The 19649-nt window shown below is 61.6% G+C and carries 15 protein-coding genes; 6 read left to right on the top strand and 9 right to left on the bottom strand.

Features of this window, described 5'->3' with window-relative positions; all coding sequences use genetic code 11:
• Positions 1–4: 4 nt before the first annotated feature.
• From SJI03_RS08275 to SJI03_RS08265, 3 genes are all read right to left on the bottom strand, one after another.
• Entirely contained in the window at positions 5–1660 is a 1656-nt protein-coding gene (locus SJI03_RS08275; protein ID WP_099378577.1) for a PAS domain-containing methyl-accepting chemotaxis protein, read from the bottom strand.
• A gap of 437 nt (positions 1661–2097) precedes the next feature.
• A complete protein-coding gene (locus SJI03_RS08270; RefSeq protein WP_099378637.1) occupies positions 2098–4260 on the bottom strand; it encodes a DEAD/DEAH box helicase in 2163 nt (720 codons plus the stop codon).
• Between the two features lie 200 nt (positions 4261–4460).
• A complete protein-coding gene (locus tag SJI03_RS08265) occupies positions 4461–5342 on the bottom strand; it encodes an alpha/beta hydrolase (RefSeq protein ID WP_322426786.1) in 882 nt (293 codons plus the stop codon).
• A 134-nt stretch (positions 5343–5476) separates the two neighbouring features.
• On the opposite strand from SJI03_RS08265, the gene SJI03_RS08260 reads away from it, so the two are divergent.
• Positions 5477–7093 (top strand): M28 family peptidase, encoded by a 1617-nt coding sequence (locus tag SJI03_RS08260; protein ID WP_322426785.1) that lies wholly within the window; start codon positions 5477–5479, stop codon positions 7091–7093.
• A gap of 39 nt (positions 7094–7132) precedes the next feature.
• Here SJI03_RS08260 and SJI03_RS08255 read toward each other — a convergent pair whose 3' ends face one another.
• From SJI03_RS08255 to SJI03_RS08245, 3 genes are all read right to left on the bottom strand, one after another.
• Entirely contained in the window at positions 7133–7549 is a 417-nt protein-coding gene (locus tag SJI03_RS08255) for an SRPBCC family protein (RefSeq protein WP_099378575.1), read from the bottom strand.
• Between the two features lie 140 nt (positions 7550–7689).
• Entirely contained in the window at positions 7690–8388 is a 699-nt protein-coding gene (locus tag SJI03_RS08250; protein WP_322426784.1) for a dienelactone hydrolase family protein, read from the bottom strand.
• A gap of 91 nt (positions 8389–8479) precedes the next feature.
• Positions 8480–11437, bottom strand: a complete 2958-nt coding sequence (locus SJI03_RS08245) for a DUF6701 domain-containing protein (protein WP_322426783.1) — start codon at positions 11435–11437, stop codon at positions 8480–8482.
• Between the two features lie 115 nt (positions 11438–11552).
• Here SJI03_RS08245 and SJI03_RS08240 point away from each other — a divergent pair, with 115 nt between their 5' ends.
• Positions 11553–12557, top strand: a complete 1005-nt coding sequence (locus tag SJI03_RS08240; protein WP_035824326.1) for a GlxA family transcriptional regulator — start codon at positions 11553–11555, stop codon at positions 12555–12557.
• A gap of 4 nt (positions 12558–12561) precedes the next feature.
• Here SJI03_RS08240 and SJI03_RS08235 read toward each other — a convergent pair whose 3' ends face one another.
• Positions 12562–12795: a hypothetical protein gene (locus SJI03_RS08235; RefSeq protein ID WP_034784311.1), complete on the bottom strand. Its 234-nt coding sequence runs from the start codon at positions 12793–12795 to the stop codon at positions 12562–12564.
• Positions 12796–12912: 117 nt separating this feature from the next.
• Complete coding sequence (locus tag SJI03_RS08230) at positions 12913–14019, bottom strand: S-(hydroxymethyl)glutathione dehydrogenase/class III alcohol dehydrogenase (RefSeq protein ID WP_035824324.1); 1107 nt, start codon at positions 14017–14019, stop codon at positions 12913–12915.
• Between the two features lie 246 nt (positions 14020–14265).
• On the opposite strand from SJI03_RS08230, the gene SJI03_RS08225 reads away from it, so the two are divergent.
• The 3 genes from SJI03_RS08225 to SJI03_RS08215 all read left to right on the top strand — a co-directional run bounded on the left by SJI03_RS08225 (position 14266) and on the right by SJI03_RS08215 (position 17102).
• Positions 14266–15702 carry a PQQ-dependent sugar dehydrogenase gene (locus SJI03_RS08225; RefSeq protein WP_322426782.1) on the top strand — a complete coding sequence of 479 codons (1437 nt, stop codon included), beginning with the start codon at positions 14266–14268 and terminating at the stop codon, positions 15700–15702.
• Positions 15703–15819: 117 nt separating this feature from the next.
• Positions 15820–16263, top strand: coding sequence for a thioesterase family protein (locus tag SJI03_RS08220; RefSeq protein WP_099378569.1), 444 nt, complete (start codon positions 15820–15822; stop codon positions 16261–16263).
• 41 nt (positions 16264–16304) lie between these two features.
• The gene (locus SJI03_RS08215) at positions 16305–17102 is read left to right on the top strand and encodes a substrate-binding periplasmic protein (protein WP_322426781.1); all 798 of its coding nucleotides are present in this window, start codon (positions 16305–16307) and stop codon (positions 17100–17102) included.
• A gap of 55 nt (positions 17103–17157) precedes the next feature.
• Here the strand turns inward: SJI03_RS08215 and SJI03_RS08210 are convergent, their stop codons facing one another.
• Complete coding sequence (locus tag SJI03_RS08210; protein WP_322426780.1) at positions 17158–17661, bottom strand: DUF3016 domain-containing protein; 504 nt, start codon at positions 17659–17661, stop codon at positions 17158–17160.
• A 436-nt stretch (positions 17662–18097) separates the two neighbouring features.
• Here SJI03_RS08210 and SJI03_RS08205 point away from each other — a divergent pair, with 436 nt between their 5' ends.
• Positions 18098–19603 carry a DUF3369 domain-containing protein gene (locus tag SJI03_RS08205; RefSeq protein ID WP_322426779.1) on the top strand — a complete coding sequence of 502 codons (1506 nt, stop codon included), beginning with the start codon at positions 18098–18100 and terminating at the stop codon, positions 19601–19603.
• The last annotated feature ends 46 nt before the right edge of the window (positions 19604–19649 follow it).

The raw sequence follows: 19649 nt of genomic DNA, 5'->3' as shown, positions 1-19649 counted from the left end.
GGTCTTAGCGTGCCTTCAGCAAGGCGCGCGACGCCACGCCCGTACCCACGCTGCGGCCCACGCCGGCAACCTTGCGCTTGGGCGACGCCTTCAATTTGAAGATGCCGATCGACTGGGCCACGCTGTCGGTGCGCTGCGCCAGGTTGGTGGCGGCCGCGGCCGCCTGCTCCACCAGCGCCGCATTCTGCTGCGTGATGCCATCCATGTGGATGACGGCCTGGTTAACTTGGCCGATGCCCTGGTTCTGTTCGCGCGTGGTCGAGGAAATCTCGTCCATCACTTCCGTCACGCGGGCTACCGAGGCGATCACTTCCGCCATGGTGGCACCAGCATTGCTGGTCAGCACGCTGCCCGCGTTCACGGTGGCAATCGAATGGTCGATCAGGTTTTTCACCTCTTTCGCGGCCGTTGCCGAGCGCTGCGCCAGGCTGCGCACTTCGCCGGCCACGACGGCAAAGCCGCGGCCATGCTCGCCCGCGCGCGCCGCTTCCACGGCCGCGTTCAAGGCGAGGATATTCGTCTGGAAGGCGATGCCGTCGATGAGGCCGATAATGTCGAGAATCTTGCGCGACGAGCTGCTGATCTCATCCATCGTGGTGACCACTTCACTGACGATGGTGCCGCCCTTGGCCGCAACAGTGGACGCCTGCGCCGCCAGGTCATTGGCCGTGGCCACGTGGTCGGCGCTGTTTTGCACGGTCGACGTCAGTTCTTCCATGCTGGCCGCCGTCTGCTCCAGGCTGGACGCTTGCGATTCCGTGCGGCTGGACAGGTCCATGTTCCCCGTGGCAATCTCCGCCGTGGTGATGCGGATATCCTCGAAGTTGGCGCGCACATCGCCGATGATGCTGTGCAGATTGATATTGGTCTGGCGCAAGGCCGCCATCAATTGCCCCATGTCGTCGTCGCGCACCTTGTCGATGACGCCCGTCAAGTCGCCACCGGCCATCTTGCGCGCCATCGTGACGGCATCGCCCAGCGGGGCGACGAGGGAATTGTGCAGATGGGCCCAGAAATACAACAGCAGCGCCACGGCGGCAGCAGCAGCGCCGCTGAGCCAGCTGCGCGTGGCCGTGCTCGTGTCACCGTCGATATTCCACACGGCGCAGCCGAGGATGGCCAGCACCACGCCAAAGACGATGCAATGCAGGGCCAGGTCTTGCGACAGAGTCAGCTTGCGCCACTCGGCCAGCTTGGCGGCCCAGCCCTGGCGCACGACGCGGCCATTGCGGATCGCCAGCTTGGCGGTATTTCCATCCTTAAAACTTTTATACAGGGCTGCCGCTTCGTTGATCTGCTCGCGCGTGGGCTTGGTGCGCACGGACATATAGCCGATCGGACGGCCGTTTTCGATGACGGGCGTGATATTGGCGAAGACCCAATAAAAATCGCCATTCTTGCAGCGGTTCTTGACCATGCCGGTCCAGGGCATGCCCGTCTTGATCGTGTCCCACAGGTCGGCAAACGCTTCGGCCGGCATATCGGGATGGCGCAGGATATTCTGTGGTGCACCCAGCAGTTCCATTTCTGAAAAACCGCTGACTTCAATGAAATACTGATTGGCGTAATTGATGTTTCCCTGTAAATCCGTGGTGGAAACAATCGTCATGCCTTCATTTAATACGTATTCATTTTGCGTGATAGGCGTATTGACCCGCATCGTCGCTCCTCTATTTTTTTCAACTAGCATAACAAAAACATAAAAACAATATACCACATCAAGCACCCATGATATATCGCCCCGGCGACAGTGACGCCAGTCAAACAATTTAATAAAAGCCAATTTATTTATGTTTTAGAATTTACTTTGATTCAACTTGATTGATTTTATTGAAATGCAAAATTTAAATTGCGCGCACACACAATAATTAATAAAAAATTATGTATCGCTACACCAGGCAATAAAGATGGCGTTTGCGCCGACAAAAATAGGTAAAGAAGCCGCGACCATTGCCAGCACATGACGAATCCTGCCGCCAACCATAACGCGGCAACCATGAACATTTCTTGAGGGAAAATAAAAACTGGCGCGAATGCGCCAGTGGGGGATGTGTCTCCAATCCGCGACACAGGCGCCGGAGCGCCCGTGGGGATGGATTACTTGAACGTTTTGCGCGGCGGCGACTTCGGACGCGGTGGCGCAGGCTTGCGCTCCGTCGTGCCATCGTCCAAGCTGATGCGCAGTTTCTGACCAGAAACGACGACCGATTTCAGGTGGTCGAGGATTTCCGGCGGCATGCCTTCCGGCAGGTCCAGCACGCTGTAATTGTCAAAGATATCGATACGGCCGATATGCTTGGCTTCCAGGTTCGCTTCGTTGGCGATGGCGCCGACGATATTGCTTGGCGTTACGGCGTGCTCACGGCCCACTTCGATGCGGTACGCCGTCACGCCCGGGCGTGGACGTTCCTTCTTCGGCGCGCGCGGCGCTGCTGCTGCATCGCCCGCATCCGCTGGCGCATCCTTGAACGCTGGTGCGGACTTGGCGGCAAACGGCTTGCGCGGCGCGGCTGGCGGCGCCAGGTCCGGTGCATCGCCGTCACGGCTGATGCGCAGCTGCTGGCCCGCGACCCACACGGTTTTCAACTGGTCCAGCAATTCTTTCGGCATGCTGTCCGGCAAGTCCAGGACGCTGTAGTCGTCATAGATTTCGATGCGGCCGATGTTTTTCGAATCGATGCCCGCTTCGTTGGCGATGGCGCCCACGATATTGCCTGGTTTCACGCCATGTTGATGACCGACCTCAATGCGGAAGGTCTGCATGCCGGCGTCGGCTGGACGCTGGATGCGTTCCTTTTTCGGGAAGGCCGGGCGTTCGCCACGGTCGCTGCGCTCGTTACGGTCGAAGCGGTCGCCCCGTTCCGGACGGTCATTGCGTTCGAAACGATCCTGGCGCACAGGACGGTCGTCTTGCCACGTGGCTTGCTCGCGCGCCTTGTTCTTGTCCAGCAGCAGCGGCGTATTGCCACGCGCCATCTTCGCCAGGGCGGCGGCGATTTCGATGGCGGGAATGTTTTGCTCGCGTTCGAAATCCTCGATCAGCGACTGGAACTGCTCCAGTTCGCCCAGGGCCAGGGTTTCGCTGATTTGTTCCTTGAACTTGGCGATACGCACGTCGTTGACGGCCTGGATCGTTGGCAGTTCCAGCATGCCGATCGGCTGACGGGTCGAACGTTCGATGGCTTTCAACAAGTTCTTTTCACGCGGGGTGATGAACAGGATCGCTTCGCCGCTGCGGCCGGCGCGGCCCGTGCGGCCGATACGGTGGGTATAGCTTTCCGGATCGTGCGGCACGTCGTAGTTGACGACGTGGCTGATGCGCTCGACGTCCAGGCCGCGGGCGGCCACGTCGGTTGCCACGAGGATGTCGATCTTGCCGTCTTTCAACTGCTGGATCGTGCGCTCGCGCTGGGCTTGCTGGATGTCGCCATTGATGGCGGCAGCCGAGAAGCCACGGGCTTGCAGCTTGCCGGCCAGCTCTTCCGTGCCCAGCTTGGTGCGGGCGAAGATGATCATGCCGTCAAACGCTTCCGCTTCCAGGATGCGGGTCAGCGCGTCGAGCTTGTGCATGCCCGATACCAGCCAGTAACGCTGGCGGATGTTGTCGGCCGTGCCCGTCTTGGCGGCAACCGTCACTTCGGCCGGGTTCACCAGGTAAGTGGTAGCGATGCGCTTGATGACGGAAGGCATGGTGGCCGAGAACAGGGCCGTTTGATGGCCTTCCGGGGTTTCTTTCAAGATACGTTCGACATCGTCGATAAAGCCCATGCGCAACATTTCATCGGCTTCGTCGAGCACCAGCGTTTTCAGCTTGGACAGGTCGAGCGAACCCTTGTCCAGGTGATCGATGACGCGGCCTGGGGTGCCGACGATGACGTGCACGCCGCGGCGCAGGGCCGACAGCTGCGGGCCGTAGCTTTGGCCGCCGTAGATCGGCAGCACGTGGAAGCCGGGGATGTGGGCAGCGTACACCTGGAACGCTTCGGCGACCTGGATGGCCAGTTCGCGCGTCGGTGCCAGGACCAGGGCTTGGGGTGAGCTTTGTTTCAGATCAATGCGCGACAGGATCGGCAAGGCGAAGGCGGCGGTCTTACCCGTGCCTGTTTGCGCCTGGCCCAGCACGTCGCGGTTAGCGAGCAACAATGGAATCGTGGCCGCCTGGATAGGCGACGGTGTTTCGTAACCGACATCCTTGAGCGCGCGAATCAGCGGCTCGCTCAAGTTAAGGTCGGAAAATAAGGAAATTGGTGTATCAGACATGAAATCACTCACAAGTTCGCTCGAATCGCCCAATGCGAAAGAGTGTATCTGCTAGTTTACTCTTTACTGGACCTTACCGGGTGGAACGAGGCGGCAGAACGCCATTTTTTGCATTCTAAAACGCAGAAAAATCGGCGATCCGCACGCAATTGGTGCAAAAATCAAACAATATTATGTGTTTTGCAATGGATATGCCGGTTTTACAGGTGTGCCTCGATATTCCTTGCCGCATCGACCGAGTGGCGCAAAAATTCCAGCAAGTCCTCGTTCAGCCTATCCTTGTGCGTCGTCGCCAGGCCGTGCGGCGCGCCCGCATACACGAGCAGCTTGCTGCCGATGATGAGCTCGGCAGTGCGCCGCGCCGAGGCGGCGATCGGTACGATCTGGTCGTCGTCGCCATGGATCACCAGGGTCGGCACGTCGAATTTGGCCAGGTCGCCGGTGAAATCCGTCTCGGAAAACTGCTTGATGCACAGGTAAGACGCCGGCATGCCCGCCTGCATGCCTTGCCGCCAGAAACCATCGCGCACGCCCTGCGAGGGCTTCGCATCGGGCCGGTTGTAGCCATAGAACGCCTCGCTCAGGTCGCGGAAGAATTGGCTGCGGTCAGCCTGCACGCCGGCGCGGATGGCGTCAAACGCGGACAACGGCAAGCCCAGCGGATTGTCCGGCGTCTGCAGCATCAATGGCGGCACGGCGCCCACGAGAACGGCGCCTGCCAGGCGCCCGGTGCCATGGCGGCCGATGTAGCGCGCCACCTCGCCGCCGCCCGTCGAGTGGCCGACGAGGGTGGCGCCCGTCAAGTCCAGCGCGGCGATCAGCGCGGCCAGGTCGTCGGCATAGGTATCCATATCGTTGCCGCCGAACGGCTGGCTGGAGCGGCCATGGCCGCGCCGGTCGTGCGCGATGACGCGGTAGCCGCGCGAGGCCAGATAAAACATCTGGTCTTCCCACGCGTCGGACGACAAGGGCCAGCCGTGGCTGAAGACGACGGGCGGGCCGCTGCCCCAGTCCTTGTAGTGGATCAATGTGCCGTCGGCGGTACGCAGGGTGTTGCTCGATTGCAAGTCAGGGGGTGCCATGGAACGCTCCTTGTCGTTGGACCAGCAGCCATTGTGGCCGCAATGGCGCACGCACGCCGCGCGCTACGCTGGAGCATTGCGGTAGAGTAAGATTGCCGCTGCTTTGCTTTCCCGTATTCACTTTTGGAGTTGTCATGCGCTTTCCCCTCGTCCTCGCCGCCAGCCTGTTCAGCACGGCTACCCTCGCCCAGCCGCTCGTGGCCGAGGCGCCCCTGCGCGCCCATCTGTCCTTCCTGGCCGACGATTTGCTGGAAGGACGCGGCACGGGCCAGCGCGGCGGCGACCTGGCCGTGCGCTACCTGGAAACGCAGGCGGCCGTGGCCGGCCTGCAACCGTTGAAGGATGGCACGTATCGCCAGGCGCTGACCATCGTCGGCAGCAAGGCCTTGCCATCGAGTAAAGTCACCTTCAGCGCGGGCGGCAAGACCTTGTCTCCCGCCTTCGGCCAGGACATCGTCTTTGGCGCGGCGAATGGTCAGCAGACAGTGGCGTTCGACGCGCCCGTCGTGTTTGCCGGCTACGGCATCCGCGCCCCGGAAGAGAACTGGGACGATTTCAAGGGTGCCGACTTAAAGGGGAAACTGGTCATCATGATGGTCAACGACCCGCAGCCGACCGCCGCCGAACCGAACCGCTTTGCCGGCAAGTCGCTGACCTGGTACGGGCGCTGGGTCTACAAGTACGAGGAAGCGCTGCGCCAGGGCGCGGCTGGCGTGCTGCTGATACACACGACGGCATCGGCGTCGTATCCGTGGTCAGTGCCGGCCAACGGTTTCGGCCATGAGCGCTTCAACCTGGCTGGCGCGGGCAATGCGATGGAAGGCTGGCTGCAGGAAGACATGGTACGCGCGTTGTTCCAGGCCGGCGGACAGGACCTGGACGCCTTGCGCGCGCAGGCGGAAACGCGCGCATTCCGCCCCGTGGCCCTGAACGCGACGGTCAAGGTGGCACTGAACAGCCAGATCCGCAGCATCGAGCAATTCAACGTGGCCGGCATCGTACCGGGCACGGACCCGAAGCTGAAGGATGAAGCCGTCATCTACTCGGCCCACTGGGACCACCTGGGCAAGGATGACGAAGGCAGCCAGCGCGCCGGGCAAAGCGACCATATCTACAACGGCGCCATCGACAACGCCTCGGGCGCGGCGGCCCTGCTGGCCATGGCGCAAGTGGCCGTGAAACAGCCGGCGCGCCGCACGCAGATATTCCTGTGGCCGGCCGGCGAAGAAACGGGCATGCTGGGCAGCACGGCCTATACGCGCAAGCCCCTGTGGCCACTGGCCAAGACGGCCGCCGACCTGAACCTCGACAGCATGAATTTTGTCGGCAAGACGCACGATATCGGCGTGGCCGGCGCCGAGCGCAGCAGCCTGTACGCGAGCGCCGCCAAGGTGGCCAAGCGCATGGGCCTGCGACTGGCGCCGACCATCCCCGACCTGTCCGGCGCGTTTTACCGGGCCGACCATTTTGCCTTCGCCAAGGCTGGCGTGCCCGCCTTCAACGTGGGCTCGGCCGTGTTTTCCGGCGATGGCTCGTTCGACTTCGTCCAGGAGCCGAAAGCGTCGGGCGAACGCCTGGTGGCGTTTAAAAAGGACTACCACCAGGTCACCGACGAGTACAACCCGTCGTGGGACTTGTCCGGCATGGTGCAGCAGGCGCAGTTCACCTTGAACCTCGGTTACGAAGTGGCGAACGACAAGAACTTGCCTACTTGGAACAAGGGCGAGGCGTTTGGCAAAGTAAAACGCTAGGCACCATGAAAAACACCGGCCTTGGCCGGTGTTTTTCATTCAAATCGCCATGATGCGTTTGAGGTCGACGAACGCCGTTTCATACAGGTGTTGAAATGCGCCCACCATGACTTCTTCCACGCCTTCGGCCGCGTCGAATTCGCTCGACCATTCCGCCACGCAAGAAGCGCCACCCGGTTCGCCCGTGACGCGCAGGGTAGAACGGTAGTTCTTGACGGGGATCGGGCCCGAGACGATGGTGTAGGTGTAGCTCTTGTCCGCCTCGCTGTAGCTTTGCAGGCGTTCGGCGATGATGGCGCCGTCCGTGGTTTTCAGGCGGCGCACGCGGCCGCCGTGCTCGGACAGGCTAGTCTTGATGGAGCTCGACCATTCATTCAGCGACTGGAAGCCACCGATAAAATCCCACACGCGTTCGGCGCTTGCCGCCAATGTTACAGAAACAATTACTTGGGCCATCTTTAATTCGGTTCCTCATCCAGGTTTGCCGGGCGCCGCGCCCGGCCGGCCGGAGTTGCCCGGCACAGCCGCTATTTTAGCGCCCATGCGGCTTTGCTGCTGAGCAAACCATGGCAACTGGCCAGCCTGGCGAGGCAGTCTTACAGATTTTCCGCGAGGAAAATCAAGGAATTGCCATGCGCGTGGGCGGCGGCGCGCTGCTGGTAACTGTCGCGGTGGGTGCAATTAAAACCGTGCTCGGCGCCCGGGTAGATATGGATTTCCACGTCTTGCCGGTCTTCGAAACGCTCGGCGATCTTTTGCACGGCTTCCGGCGGAATATGGCTGTCCTGGCCGCCGAAATGCATGAGCAGCGGCACCTTGATGTTGTCAGCCAGGTCCAGCTTGTTCTGGATGCCGCCGCCGTAATAGGCGATGGCGGCATCGACCAGGCCAGCCGCGGCCGTCTGGAACGACAGCCGGCCGCCGAAGCAGTAGCCGACGGAAGCCAGCTTGCCCGTCACTTCCGGGCGCGCGCGCAGGGCGGCGACGGTGGCCTTGATATCGCTCAAGGCATGTTCGTTATCGGTAGCCTGCATCAGTTCGACGGCACGCTTCCAGCCGTCCGCGTCATAGCCGAGCTCGATGTGCGCGCCGGCGCGCCAGAACAGGTCGGGCACCAGCACCACGTAGCCATCGGCCGCGTACTGGTCGGCCACGGCGCGGATGTGCTCGTTGACGCCGAAAATTTCCTGCAACAGGATGATGGCTGGACCCTTGCCCACATGCGGCACGGCCAGGTAAGCCTGGAAGCTGCCGTCCGGGCCGGCGATATCGATCCACTGCGAAGTTGTGCTCATAGAAAACTCCAGTCTGAGGTTGGGGGAGGAAATGCCACAGCCAGGCATGTTACTGGTTTTTCGCGCTGCCTGCCCCCGCCCTTGGTTCAGGCTAATACATCTCGCGCAGGTAAATCACGGGACCCGACTTGAAGACGCCAAAGACGACGGTGCCCACGGTGCTGGGCAAGTACGCAATGCCGGGCACGGAAACATCGACGCTGCCGCTCTTGCCGACGCCGGGCGCCGCCAGGATCAGGCGTCTATTTGGCGGCAAGATGCCCTTGTCGACTGTATAAGTAACAATAGTGTTATTGGGTAATAAAAAGTCCTTGCATACCAGGGTTTTCTTGCAATTGGCAAACACCACCAGCGTGTTGTCGAACGCACTGATGCTGTCCAGCAGACTGGTGACCCAGGTCTTGCCATCCCAGTACTGCGTCTGCACCGCGAGACGCACGGGATAGCGCTCGGAACCGTAGTCATGCGGCACCATCAGGCGGCCCGTGAGCACGGTCAGTTGCGCTTCCTTGCCATCGGCCGGCGCCGAGCTCACACTCCCGGCTGCCGGATAGGCATACGTCACGCGCAGCAGCAGCCCCGTCGGCGATGCCAGTGCTTTCGTTTCTTTGGGCACGGCATAGGCGGCGGGGAAACTGTAGGCGATGGAGCGCGTGGCAACGCCATTGCTGAAACTGGTGACGGGTACGCCCGTCACGGCCGCAGGTGCTTTTGCCCCATCCGTCAGCGTGCTGCCCGATGGCGCCGTGGGCGGATAGCTGTTCTTCTCCGTGGCCGCGTCATACGGGACCAGCGTCACTTGCGTTTTGTTGATGACGTCATTCCTGGCGTCAAAATTCTTGGTGTCCACGCCACCCGAGGTCTGGGCGCGGATGGTCAGATCGAAAGGCTGGCGCGAATACACGGCGCGGTCGCCGGCACACACGAACGGCGCGCTGCATGGGAAAGGAAACTCCGTCTTCGTCCCCCCCGGGAGGTCCACTTTCTTGACCACCAGTTCCGTCACAAAGTGGTGCGGATAAAAGAGTACGGCATCGCTCGTCCCCGGCGACGTCAGGCCGCTGCCCAGATAACCGTTTTTGTCTTGCAGCGCGGCCGTGAAATTGATCTTGCCCACTTCGGGCCAGACCAGCGGCGGCGCCACGATGACGCCCCCTTTTTTCACGAAATCGAGATCGCCGCCGACTTCTGGATTGCTTACGCCTGTGTAGACCGGCGCCAGCAGATTACGGCCGAGCACGACTTTTTGCACGGCGACACCGCTTTCGTTGCCAAAGTTTTTCGTCACGGCACCGAGCGCGTTGACGGCCGATAACGTGATGGGCGTCCCCGCCACGAGGGGCGCTGCCGCCAGGCCCGCGCGCTGCGTCGGCGCCAGCTTCGTCAACAGGAATTGCTGCGGCGCCACGATGACCGTATTGCTACCGGTCATGCTCAGGCCGCTATCGCTGCCGCTGTCCGGCTTGTAAGAGGCCGTCAGGAGCAGCGCTCCCGCATCGGCATACAGCATGTTCGGCTTGGCCACGCCATTGGCGCCGAACGTCACCCTCACCTTGGTGCTCGTCCCGCTGCAGCTGCTCTGGTCGCTGGCCGCCAGGGCAACATAGTTATTTTTGGCGCTGTCAAAGATGCGCGCAGGCAATGTACCCGCATTCGGATTGCTGTACGCGCAACTCAGGTTCAAATCCTTGCTCTGGCCGGCGAACATGGGCACGCAAACGTCCCTATTGCCGGACGAGGTCTGCAAGGCGCTGATTTCCAGTGCGCCCGCCTCTTCCGCGTAGCGCGGAGCGCCGCTCACCTGGAAGCCGCTGGAGAGAAAGCTGATCTGGCAATTGCTCGTGCTGCCGCCGCTCTTGCACACCAGCGCCCCCGTCGTGGCGGGCGTGCTGACCAGGCCGAGGGTGGCGATGCCCACCGTAGTCTGGCGCACCGTGACATTGGGGTTGATGCCGCTGGTATCGATCTGCGTCGGCACGCCGCCCGGGCTGACGGTGACGCTGGGGCTGGGGCTTCCCTTGTAGACCGCGCTGCAGCTGGCATCGGCGCAGGCAGTCACCGTCACCGTGGGCACCTGGCAAGTAAGCGCCGTCAGCGGGTGCTCGATCTGGAAATGGTGCAGTCCGCTAGGCGTACTGGGCCCGCACTTCGGCCCCATCGGTTCATTGAAGGCCCAGCCGCTGTTGTTCGTCACGCAGCTGCACGGGTTCGATGGCGTATACGCCTTGCAGGTGATGGTTTGCTGCACCCGGCCCTGCCAGCCCAGGGTGATGTGGTCGACCTTGGCGTTGCCCGTGATATAGGCGTTGGACGAGTCGAGCGTCACCTCGCCGGCGTCCACATTGCCCTTGATGCCATTGCCGGAGGCGATCGACAAGGAATTGCTTGCCTCCACGTCGCCAGTGACGAGCAGGCCGGACGCCTTCAGGTCGATCGTCGGCGATTTCAGGTTGCCCGTCACCTGGCTGCCGGAACCGATGGTCAGCGATACGCTGGCCGTGATATCGCCCTGGATGCGGGTACTGGCGGGCAGGATATTGACGATGGTGCCGCTGATCGGCCCGTTGATGACGGAACCGGAGGCGATTTCCACGGGGCCCTTGGCGCTGATCTTGCCCGTCACCTTGACGTTGTTCGAGCCCATCTTGATGGTCGTGGCGGAAATATTTGCCGTGATGGTCTGTTCCTGAGAACCCATGAGGAAAGTGCCGCCCTCCGCTGTCAGGTTGCCGCCCGTGACTTTCAGGTTCGGCGGATTGATGTCCTTGATATCGAGATTGCCCTTGACCGTCAGCGTGGCATTGCCGCTCATCGTCAATCCCTGGTTGTAGCTCATCGCCAGCGAACTGTTGACCGTCACGGCATACGCGCTGCCGATGACGATGACGTCGGTGGATCCCAGCGCCAGCGAGGCGCACGTGTATTGCAAGCCATCCTGGCTCTGGCTGCAGTTGCTGACGGTGCCGCCATTGAAGTTGAGCGTGGCCGCGTGGGCAAGGGATGGGCCCAGCAGCAATGTCAGGGCGGCAAAAATGTGAAGTAAGCGCACGATATCGAGGAATCCGGTGGATGGGGAGCCAGCGGGCGCGCCAATTATTTCATGCTAACCTACGCCATCGCTGTTGTTGCATTATGGCAGTATTTATCCCCCTCGCGCATATCGCATGATCAAGCAAAGCCCCAAAGAATTCCCCCTGCGCACCGTCGACATCATCGTCTATCCCGGCTTCAAGGCGCTCGAAGCCATCGGCGCCATGAAAGTGTTTGACTACGCCAATACCCATTTGCGCCTGCGCAATCTGCCCGGCGGCTACGACGTGCGCATCGTGTCGACAGCCATCGGCCCGGTCGAGTCGGACACCCTGATGTCGCTGCACGCCAGCAAGGCGCTCGATGCCAGCCGCCTGCCCGACTTGGCCGTCATCGTCGGCTGCCACCACGTCGAGCAAGTCTTGCAAGACATTCCCGCCCTCGCCGCCTGGGTGGCCGAGGCGGCGCCGCGCATCGACACCCTGGCGGCCCTGTGCACGGGCTGCTTCTTCCTGGCCGAGGCCGGCGTGCTCGACGGCAAGAGCGCCGCCACGCACTGGAGCGCCGTGGACAGCCTGCGCCAGCGCTATCCATTGATACAGGTCAATGCCGATGCGATTTTCGTGCGGGAAGGGAAATTCTGGACGTCGGCCGGCGTGACCGCCGGCATTGACCTGGCGCTGGCCCTGGTGGAAGACGATTTCAGCCGCGATATCGCCCTGGAAGTGGCGCGCGACCTGGTCGTGTATCTGAAGCGGCCCGGCGGCCAGTCGCAGTTTTCCGTGCACCTGTCGAGCCAGATGACGACGCATCCCACCATCCGCCAGTTACAGGGCTGGATCATGGAACACCTGGCCGAAGAGCTTACTGTGCCGCTGCTGGCGGCCAGGCTGGCCATGAGCGAGCGCAATTTTACGCGCGTGTTCCAGCGCGAAACGGGCACCAGCCCTACGGAATTCATCGACACGGCCCGCTTTGAAGTAGCGCGCCGCTTGCTGGAAGACAATGTGTCTTCCTTAAAACAGGTGGCCGTGCAAGCGGGCTTGCATAGCGAGGAGAGGCTGCGCCGCCTGTTTCAAAAGAAACTTGCCATCACGCCCCGCGATTACCGCGAGCGCTTTTCCAGCACGGCGCGCTAAGACGTCAGCGCGGCTTACCGTGACGCACGTGGCGCGTGGCCAGCTGGCGGCTCTGCCGGGCCAGCGGTGTAAACAGCAGTGCGCACAGCAGATACGTGGCCAGCAGCGCCAGCCAGATGGCGGGTGTGGCGAGGCTGGCGGCATTGCTCCACCACAAGGCCAGCAGGGAAGACAGGGCAGCGCCGAGGAAGACGGGCAGCATGCGGCGCAAGGTGGCGAGGTAGGCAGTGGCAAACATGAACGGCTCCCAAAGCAAGGCGGTGATATCTTCACACTAGCAGGGGCAGGCAGCGAAGTACAGCCTGCCGCCCTGCCCCGTCCGTCAAGTGTTGCGCAATGAGTACATCCGTTAAGATTAGTACAACACGACGGAACGGATCGACTCGCCGCTCTTCATCAGGTCGAAGCCTTCGTTGATGCGTTCGAGCGGCAGGCGATGCGTGATCAGGTCGTCAATATTGAGCTTGCCTTCCATGTACCAGTCGACGATCTTCGGCACGTCCGTGCGACCGCGCGCCCCGCCGAAGGCCGAACCGCGCCATTCGCGTCCCGTCACCAGCTGGAATGGACGTGTGGAAATTTCCTGGCCGGCCGCTGCCACGCCGATGATGAACGATTTGCCCCAGCCCTTGTGCGTGCACTCGAGCGCCTGGCGCATCAGGGTCGTATTGCCGACGCATTCGAAACTGTAGTCGGCACCGCCATCCGTCAGTTGCACGATGGCATCGACGACGTTTTCCACTTCGTTCGGATTAATAAAATGCGTCATGCCGAACTTGCGCGCGATGGCCTGGCGCGCCGGGTTGATGTCGATGCCGATGATTTTATCGGCGCCGACCATTTTGGCAGCCTGAATCACGTTCAGGCCGATGCCGCCCAGACCGAAGACGGCCACGTTGGCGCCCGCCTCGACCTTGGCCGAGAACAGGACGGCGCCCACGCCGGTCGTCACGCCGCAGCCGATGTAGCACACCTTGTCGAACGGCGCATCTTCGCGGATCTTGGCCAGGGCGATTTCCGGCACGACGATGTAGTTCGAAAAGGTGGACGTGCCCATGTAGTGGAACAGCGGCTGGCCATTCAGCGAGAAGCGGCTGGTGGCGTCCGGCATCAGGCCGCGGCCCTGCGTGGAACGGATGGCCTGGCACAGATTCGTCTTTTGCGACAGGCAGAACTTGCACTGGCGGCATTCCGGCGTGTACAGGGGGATGACGTGGTCGTCCTTTTTCAGGGTCGTCACGCCCGGCCCCACGTCGACGACGACGCCGGCGCCTTCATGGCCGAGGATGGCAGGGAAGATGCCTTCCGGATCAGCGCCGGACAGGGTGTAGTAATCGGTATGGCAAATCCCGGTGGCTTTCAGCTCGACCAGCACTTCGCCGGCGCGCGGGCCGGCCAGGTCGACTTCTTCGATCGTCAGCGGGGCACCCGCTTTCCAGGCAATCGCGGCTTTGGTTTTCATGTGTGTCATTCCTGCTCGGTTTCAGATGCGCCATTATCGGGCGGCAACGGACGTGACGGTGCGACTGGCCCTGCGCTTGTCTGAAAACGCGGCGCATTTGTCCGATGCCGCCGTACCGTGCAGCAGCGCACGGAAGCGTGACCCATGCGAGGCGTACGCTTGCGCAAGCTCAATCGTGCCGACGCCAAAAACGCGCATTCTTGCAGCAAACCTAGCGCCATACCGAGCAGCCAGCAGGAGACTGACATGCGCCACTTCCTATCCCGGCTTTCCCCTATCTGGCCAGCCCTGCTGCTGGCGTGCTGCCTGAGCCTGCTGGCATCGTGTGGCGGGGGCGGCGGTCACCATCCGCCTGCTGCCGGCACCGGCAGCCTGACAGTCACCATCGGCGGCTTGCCGGCCGGCGTGGCGGGCGCCGTCACGGTGAGCGGGCCTGCGGCGTACAGCAAGACGCTGACGGCGAGCACCACCTTGACAGACCTGGCGCCCGGCGCCTACACGCTCAGCGCCGCCAGCGTGGCGCAAGGCACGCCCACGCTCGTCACGCAGCAGGTGCAAGTCAATGCGGGGGCGACGGCCAGCGCCAGCGTCACCTATGCGGCCAGCGCGCCGCTGGCCCTCTCCCTGCAAGAGGTGGCCAGCGGCTTGAACGCCCCCATCTTCCTCACGGCGCCGCCCGGCGACAGCCGTTTGTTCATCATTGAACGGGCCGGCCGCATCCGCGTGGTGCAGAACGGCAACCTGCTGGCCACGCCCTTCCTCGACATCAGTACGCTCACCACCACCAGCGGCGAACGGGGCTTGCTGTCGCTGGCCTTCCATCCGCAATACGCCAGCAACGGCTATTTCTTCCTGTATTACACAAACCTGGCCGGCGATATCGTCATCGAGCGGCGGCAAGTGTCGGCCGGCAACGCCAACGTGGCCGATCCCCTGTCCGCGCTGGGCATCCTGACAATTCCCCATCCCACGTTCAGCAACCACTATGGCGGCTTGCTCAGCTTTGGACCGGACGGCTATCTGTATGCGGGCACGGGCGACGGCGGCAGCGGGGGCGATCCGCCCGGCAACGCGCAAAACACCAACGTGCTCCTGGGAAAACTGCTGCGCCTGGACGTCAACGCCAGCAGCGTCGCCCAACCGTATGCCATTCCACCCGGCAATCCATTTGCCACGGCAGGCGGGCGCCCTGAAATCTGGGCCTACGGCTTGCGCAACCCATGGCGCTACGCCTTCGACGTGCCGGCCCAGCTGCTGTATATCGCCGATGTGGGCCAGGCAAACTGGGAAGAAGTCGACGTGCGGCCCGTGGGCCAGGCGGGCAACAACTATGGCTGGAACATCATGGAAGGCACGCACTGCTACAACAGCGCCAGTTGCAACCAGGCGGGGCTGGTCCTGCCCGCCATCGAATACGGCCACGATGCAGCCGGCGGCTGCTCGATCACGGGCGGCTATGTCTACAGGGGCGCGGCCCTGCCGGAACTGGCGGGGCACTACCTGTATTCCGACTACTGCAGCGGCTGGCTGAAAAGTTTCAGCTACAGCAATGGGATGGCCTCGGCCGTAACGGACTGGGGCATCACGAACGTGGGCAACATCCTGTCGTTTGGCCAGGATGCGCAAAACGAGCTGTACATGCTGAGCGGCACGGGCAAGGTGTACAGGATAGTACGCAGGTAAGCGTACGCAAGCAGTCATGGCGGCGCACGCCTGGGGCGGCATTTTTCGACGGGGCGCGGGGAACCGGCTAGAATTGATATTTCCGCCGCGCCCTGCGCCCCAGCCCAAGAGAACACCATGGCCCGTTTGAAACTTGAATTTCCCGAAGACCAGTACTGCTATTCCTCGCAACTGACGGTACGCACGACGGACATCAACGCCGGCAACCATCTCGGCAATGATTCCATGATTTCCATGATTTCCGAAGCCCGCGCCCGCTTCCTGTTCGAATATGGCGTGCGCGACATCGAAGCGGACGGCACCGGCATCATCGTCACCGACCTGGCCACCACCTACCGCGCCGAAGCCCATGCGCGCGACCAGTTGCTGTTCGAAGTGGGTGTCATGGATTTCAACAAGTATGGCGGCGACATCACCTTCCGCATCACGCGCCCGCGCGACAGCACCCTGATCGCCATGGCCAAGTCCGGCTTTGTCTTCTTCAACTACAAGCGCAGCCAGGTCGTGCCCATGCCGGAAGATTTCGGCAGCAAGTTTCCTCAGGTGAACTGGATCGACTGAGGCGCGGTACATTCCAGCCATCATCCTGTATCCTTGTCAGGATGATATGCAAAATTGACCTGCGCCGCGCCGGCGCCTGCCTGCTGGCCGCCTGCGCGATGGCGTCACCCGGCATCGGCCATGCCGCGCCGCAAACCGTCATCCTGTACGGCGACGACGACTATGCACCGTACAGCTACGTGGAAAACGGCGTCTTCAAGGGCATGTATGTCGATATCCTGCGCCAGGCGGCCAGCGCGATGCCCGATTACCGCCTGGAACTACAGCCGCGCCCCTGGAAGCGGGGCCTCGATGCGCTGGAAAAGGGCCAGGTTTTCGGCCTGTTTCCACCCGGACGCAAAACGGAAAGGCCGTACGTGCAACCGTATTCGGCCATGCTGTACCGCGAATCGGTGGTGCTGTTTTGCCATGACGCCGTCATGCGCACGCCGCGCACGCGGTTTCCCGCCGACTTTGCAGGCCTGACCATCGGCGTCAACACGGGTTTTCTGCTCTCGGAAAAATTGATGGCGCCGGCCCGCGAAGGACTGCTGCGCCTGGAAGCGGCCAAGGGCAATGAAGCCAATCTGAAAAAACTGGCCTTGCGGCGTATCGATTGCTACGCCAGCGACCGCGGCGCGGCACGCCACACGGCGCGCCAGCTGGGCGGCGAACTGGCCAGTTACGGCTTTCAATTGCACGAAGTGCTGGAACTGTCGTCCGAAGCCACCTATATCGCCTACAGCGCGCGCAACACGCCGGCCTACAAGGCTGATTTCGTCGCGCAAATGAATGCCGCCCTGCTGGCCCTGCGGCAGAGCGGCCAGCTGGCGCGCATCGAACAGGCTTACTTGCGTTGACTACTTGCGTTGACTATTGACGTTAATTAGCCCGGCACTGCGCCCGGCGGCAAGATCATTTGCGTACCGGACGCTTCACTTGCGTGCCAAACGTGTCCGAGAACCAGTCATCGATCATCTTCTTCTCGTAGCGCAGCTTGTCGCCGCTCGCATAGCGATTGATGCGCGTCAGATAGGACATATCGGACAGGGCCGCATCCGCACTGCCGATGACCTTGCCATCCTGCTCCAGCACATAATGCAAGCGCATGTGCGGCCAATCGGCCTGACCGGTCATCACGCGGAAATCCTGCGTGGAGCGCATGGAGGGATTTTCACGGCCAGCCATGTCCAGATCCGTCACATCGATCTTCAGGGTCAGGCCAGGCTTGAGCGACTCTCCCAGTTTCTCGAAATGCGCCGTCAAGTCCTTGAGCACTTTGTCACGCTCCGTCTGATCGAAAGACACGTCCGAAAATTGTTCCGGCTTGGTGAAATGAACTTCCGTGCCCGCCCAGGCGGCAGTGCTCGCCAGCAAGGCAAGACCAGCAATGAAGGTACGCGTCGTTTTCGTTTTCATGATGAGTCCTTTCAAGAATGTGGATGGCACTCCGGCCACTTTTTACGTCTTACTATAGCGCGATGAGTTTCATTCTAAAGGGAAACTAATACATTGTTACTTTTCTTGCACCGCGTAACGAACAGGGCTCAGGCCACAGACTTTTTTTACAGATTCATTGGCAATATTAATTAAAACAAAGTATTGTCTTGAAAATATAGTTGCCTAAGCGATAAAGTATAGATAGTGTCGCCAGCGTGGATTTAAAGTGCTTTTTTGATATGCATGTTGCATGAATTTAGTCAATTATTCTTGCTTGTTGTTAATACTTGGCTGTCAGTCTACAATCGATAAAATGCGCCCGAAAAACGCGCAACGCCAGTAGTGGCGCACAGGCAAGCCTGGCGCAGGCGTCTCAGCATTGCGTCAGTTATGCCTTTTAGCGGAACTCGCCCTTATGTCATTTTTGTCTTCAGCCTCGCCCAAGTTACCTCCCTGGAAAGTCCTGCTCGTCGACGATGAACCCGACATCCACGACATCACCAAACTGACGCTGAGCCGTTTTCGCCTCGAGGGCCGCGCCCTGAGTTTCGTGCATGCCTACAGCGGCGCCGAGGCCAAGCAGGTGCTGGCGCGCGAAGAAGGCATCGCGCTGGTGTTTCTCGACGTGGTGATGGAGCGCGAAGACAGCGGCCTGGAAGTGGCACGCTGGATGCGCGAAGACCTGGGCAACCAGTTTACGCGCATCGTGCTGCGCACGGGACAGCCGGGACAGGCGCCGGAAGAGCGGGTGATCGTCAACTACGACATCAACGACTACAAGGAAAAGACGGAACTGGACCGCACCAAGCTGTTCACCACCACCTTTGCCGCCCTGCGCGCCTACCGCGACATCATGAAGGTGGAAGAGGCACGCCAGGCCCAGCTCCATTACCGCGAGGGACTGGAAAGAGTCATCGCCGCCTCGGCGCACATTTTCAAGCAGCGCAACCTGCGCGACTTCGCCAGCGGCCTGCTGCAGCAAGTCGTCGCCCTGCTGCGCCTGGAAACGAGCATGTTGCTGCGCCTGCGCGGCGCCAGCGCCATCTCGGGCGAACAGGATTATGAAATCCTCGCGCAGATCGGCGACACGGACGACGGCATCCTCAGCCCTTCCCTGCTGTCGCAACTGGACGACGCCAAGAGCAACAAGATCTCGCGCCTGCACGGCGACACCTATGTCGGCTATTTCCCGAACAGCAGCGGCAAGGCGTCCTTGCTGGTACTCAAAGGCGTGGAAGAGATTTCCGACCTCGACGCGCAGTTGCTGGAAGTATTCTGTTCCGGCGTGGCCATCGCCTTCGACAATATCCTGCTAACGCAGGAAATCACCGATACCCAGGCCGAGCTGATCCTGCGCCTGGGCGACGTGGTCGAATCGCGCTCGCACGAAGGCGGCAACCACGTGCGCCGCATGGCCGAAGTGTGCCAGCTGCTGGCGCAGGCGTCCGGCATGTCGGAAGAGGAAACCATGGTGCTGCGCCACGCGGCGCCCATGCATGACATCGGCAAGATTTCCACGCCCGACGCCGTGCTGCTCAAACCGGGCAAGCTCGATGCGGCCGAATGGGAAATCATGAAACAGCATCCGACGGTGGGCATGTCCATCCTCGACGGTTCGCAGCGTCCGCTCTTGAAGGCGGCTGCCGTGATTGCCCACCAGCACCATGAAAAATACGACGGCAGCGGCTACCCGCAAGGCCTGGTCGGCGAAAACATCCACAAATACGCACGCATCGCCGCCGTGGCCGACGTGTTCGACGCCCTCATGCACAAGCGCTGCTACAAGGATGCCTGGCCCCTGGAGCGCGTGGTCAGCTACCTGCGCGAAGTGAGCGGCAGCCACCTCGACCCGCAGTATGTGGAGTTGCTGATTGCGAATCTGGATGAAGCGCTGGCGTTGAACAAGCGCTTCCCCGATTAGCCAACATACGTCGCTGAGCGATACGCACACCGGCAAAACACGCTTC

The sequence above is a fragment of the Janthinobacterium sp. GMG1 genome (genome assembly GCF_034427795.1).
Taxonomy (GTDB): domain Bacteria; phylum Pseudomonadota; class Gammaproteobacteria; order Burkholderiales; family Burkholderiaceae_D; genus Janthinobacterium.
Note: the sequence above shows the minus strand (reverse complement) of the source record. Positions and strands in the feature narration are given on the sequence as shown.

Coding starts and splice junctions, on each gene's coding strand:
- SJI03_RS08275 (WP_099378577.1), bottom strand. CDS start 1,660: ATGCGGGTCAATACGCCTATCACGCAAAATGAATACGTATTAAATGAA.
- SJI03_RS08270 (WP_099378637.1), bottom strand. CDS start 4,260: ATGTCTGATACACCAATTTCCTTATTTTCCGACCTTAACTTGAGCGAG.
- SJI03_RS08265 (WP_322426786.1), bottom strand. CDS start 5,342: ATGGCACCCCCTGACTTGCAATCGAGCAACACCCTGCGTACCGCCGAC.
- SJI03_RS08260 (WP_322426785.1), top strand. CDS start 5,477: ATGCGCTTTCCCCTCGTCCTCGCCGCCAGCCTGTTCAGCACGGCTACC.
- SJI03_RS08255 (WP_099378575.1), bottom strand. CDS start 7,549: ATGGCCCAAGTAATTGTTTCTGTAACATTGGCGGCAAGCGCCGAACGC.
- SJI03_RS08250 (WP_322426784.1), bottom strand. CDS start 8,388: ATGAGCACAACTTCGCAGTGGATCGATATCGCCGGCCCGGACGGCAGC.
- SJI03_RS08240 (WP_035824326.1), top strand. CDS start 11,553: ATGATCAAGCAAAGCCCCAAAGAATTCCCCCTGCGCACCGTCGACATC.
- SJI03_RS08235 (WP_034784311.1), bottom strand. CDS start 12,795: ATGTTTGCCACTGCCTACCTCGCCACCTTGCGCCGCATGCTGCCCGTC.
- SJI03_RS08230 (WP_035824324.1), bottom strand. CDS start 14,019: ATGAAAACCAAAGCCGCGATTGCCTGGAAAGCGGGTGCCCCGCTGACG.
- SJI03_RS08225 (WP_322426782.1), top strand. CDS start 14,266: ATGCGCCACTTCCTATCCCGGCTTTCCCCTATCTGGCCAGCCCTGCTG.
- SJI03_RS08220 (WP_099378569.1), top strand. CDS start 15,820: ATGGCCCGTTTGAAACTTGAATTTCCCGAAGACCAGTACTGCTATTCC.
- SJI03_RS08215 (WP_322426781.1), top strand. CDS start 16,305: ATGATATGCAAAATTGACCTGCGCCGCGCCGGCGCCTGCCTGCTGGCC.
- SJI03_RS08210 (WP_322426780.1), bottom strand. CDS start 17,661: ATGAAAACGAAAACGACGCGTACCTTCATTGCTGGTCTTGCCTTGCTG.
- SJI03_RS08205 (WP_322426779.1), top strand. CDS start 18,098: ATGTCATTTTTGTCTTCAGCCTCGCCCAAGTTACCTCCCTGGAAAGTC.